Origin of the sequence: Rhodoblastus sp. (genome assembly GCF_041915505.1) — a bacterium.
Taxonomy (GTDB): Bacteria; Pseudomonadota; Alphaproteobacteria; order Rhizobiales; family Beijerinckiaceae; genus Rhodoblastus.
This window is the reverse complement of the sequence record NZ_JAYSBG010000431.1, coordinates 1-2,667: the sequence shown is the minus strand read 5'-3', so window position 1 is coordinate 2,667 and position 2,667 is coordinate 1. Positions and strand designations below refer to the sequence as shown.

Here is a 2,667-nt window from a genome sequence, read left to right as displayed (position 1 = left end):
TCGACGCGCCAGGCCTGTTTCTGCCCGTCGATCTGGTCGGGCGCGCTCGGCGCGTCGCGCAGGGCCCGGCGGATGGCGTTTTTCAGATAACGCGGATTGGCCCCCAGCAGCTTCGACAATTGCTGGACATTGTTCTCCAGCATCAGGCTAAGCACCGGATTGCCCGACATGCCCTCGAACGGACCCGCCGGCTTGCGCCGCTCGCCGGAGAACATTTCCACCCGCACCGTGCGCTCGTCCGGCGCCTTGCCGGCCTCGTCGATCGACAATTTGATGCTGTCGTCGAAAGCCGCGCCATATTTCTCCGGATCGGCGGATTTCTGGCTGTAGCTATAGGCGATCTGGTCGCCGGGCTTGGTATTGGCCATTTGCGGCGCCTCGAACAGCAGGTCGGCGGCGGCGGGCGGTTTTTCCTCGGCAAAGGCGGCGAATGTGGCGGCTTGGACGAACAACAGGCAGGCGACGACCTGCCCCAGGCGGAGCTTCATCAAAATTCTCTCCTTGGCGGACGCGCCGGAATTCGCGCTCAGGCGGCGCGATTTTCCGGCGTCCTTGCAGGCTGGGCGATCAGCGCGACGCGCTCAACGCGCGACGCATTTATAGCCCGCCATGTCGAGCATGAAGCCGCGCCCGCGCACCGTGCTGATGAACGGACCGCCGACCCGGGTGATCTCGGTGAATTTGGTGCGGAGATAGCCGAGATAGACATCCACCACATTGAGCGAGGTGCAGCCCTGATCGCCCCAGAGCTGATCGTAGATGTCGCCGCGACCGACCGGATGATTGGCGTTGTCCATCAGGATCGCGAGCAGTTCGGCCTCGCGCTGGGTCAGCCTGATATGGGCGTTGCCGTAATGGGCCTGCCGGGTCCGCATGTCGAGCACCAATTGCCCGACCTTGCGGCGCTCGCTCGAATCCGCCGAGATGGAATGGTGGATCAGATGGGCGCGCAGACGCTCGACCAGTTCGTCGAACAGGAACGGCTTGGCGATATAATCATCCGCGCCGGCATTGAGGCCGCTGGCGCGATCGGTGGCCTCGTGGCGATCGCTGAGGAACAGGATCGGCTCGGTGCGGCCGTTGCGCCGCATGGCGCGGCACATTTCAAAATCGTGGTTGTCCGGCGAATGACTGTCGAACAGCACGGCGCATGGGTTCAGCGCTTTGGCCGTTTCGACCGGATCCTCGCCTTCGCCAACGAAAGTGACGTCGAAGCCCTCCGCCTTGAGGCCTTCGGCGAGCACGCCGCCAGCCACAAGATCGTTTTCGATGATCAGAACATTCATCGGTTCATGCCCTGCGTTTCAAACTCCCGCCGCCGACCCTTGTTGAGACTGACGCTCGGTCGTTCGGCGTCGTGAGAATAGTGACTCCCTCACGGACCCACAACTCACTTCCCACCCGATCCGGTCCCTGGAGGCCCGGAGAATCTTATTATATTCGTCTTATATTTCTTATAATGAATATATCGTCCGCATAGTGGTTTGCAGGCGCCTTTTTCATAGGCGCTGCTGAATTTTTCGCGCGATCTCGAAGGCCCGCCGCTCCAGCAGGACCGGCGTCTCGCAGACATAGGTCAGCGCGCGCGAGCGTTCGTCGAAGATTCTCTTGTCCCATTTGAGGCCCGACTGCGCATCCTCCAGCGCCTGCGGCGACGACACCTCCTTGTCCTCCTCGGCGTCGCTGATCTTGTCGGCCTCGGCGCGGATCTTCTCCGCCAGCTTGTTCTGTCCGCGCGCGTAGCGGGTCACCCCGGAGATGACCCGGTCGCGCTCCGTATTGATCAGGTCGATCGCCCCGGCGAAGGCGCGGGTCAGCCGCGCCGCCTTGTCGGCGCCCGCCTTGGCCGCGAAATCGTCGATCAGGGCGTCCATCTCGTCGATCGGCGTGCGCCGCGAGGCGAGCTTGCGCGCCAAAGCAGCGGCTTCCGAATCGTCGTCCCAGCGGCCGGCCTCGGCGAGATCGGGCCCCGCCCAGACCGCCGCGACGCTGATCGGCCCGGTCTTGCGCTGGGCGCAGGGCCAGTCGGGATCGTCGGCCGGCGCGGCCGGCGCCGGAGCGGCCGCCCCCAGCGCCAGAGCCAGCGCGCCAAAGGCTGCGAAAAGCCTCATCGAATCTCTCCCCGCGTTCCGTGCGAAAAATCAGTTCGGCGACGAGACCACGCCGAGCGGCGCCTGGCCGACGGGAATGGTCTTGATCACCTTGAGCGCCGCCACGTCGATCACCGAAACGTCATTGGAATTGCCATTGGTGGTGAACAGCAGTTTTTCATCCGGGGTCAGCGCCAGATGCCAGACCCTCTGGCCGACCAGCAGATATTTGCGGACTTCGAAGGTCTGGGCGTCCACCACGGCGACGCGATTGGCCGGCCCGAGCGCGACGAAGGCCGTCTTGCCGTCGCTGGTCAGGCGGATGCCGACCGGCTGGATCTCTTCCCGCGTCAGGCCCGGCACCTCGAAGCGGATCTTCTTGATGATCTTGCGCGTCTGCGGATCGATCACCGCCACCGAGCCGCCGACCTCCGAGCTGACCCAGAGCCGGGAGCCGTCCTTGTTGAAGACCGCGACGCGCGGGCGCTTGTCCACCAGCACGCTGTCGAGCATCTTGAACGTATGGGCGTCGATGAAATGCGCCATGCTGGTGGTTTCGGACGTATTGATCAGAATC

The 2,667-nt window shown here is 64.0% G+C and carries 3 protein-coding genes and 1 pseudogene; all 4 read right to left on the bottom strand.

Translation table 11 applies throughout. The features are described from left to right. Positions 1–488, bottom strand: a pseudogene (locus ACE3S9_RS18125) (hypothetical protein); the annotation flags it as partial. Between the two features lie 93 nt (positions 489–581). Further along, positions 582–1,286 (bottom strand): response regulator transcription factor, encoded by a 705-nt coding sequence (locus ACE3S9_RS18120; protein ID WP_374547874.1) that lies wholly within the window; start codon positions 1,284–1,286, stop codon positions 582–584. 213 nt (positions 1,287–1,499) lie between these two features. Next, positions 1,500–2,111, bottom strand: a complete 612-nt coding sequence (locus ACE3S9_RS18115; protein ID WP_374547873.1) for a hypothetical protein — start codon at positions 2,109–2,111, stop codon at positions 1,500–1,502. 30 nt (positions 2,112–2,141) lie between these two features. Next, positions 2,142–2,667: PQQ-dependent catabolism-associated beta-propeller protein (locus ACE3S9_RS18110; RefSeq protein ID WP_374547872.1), on the bottom strand; the 526-nt coding region annotated here is incomplete at its 5' end.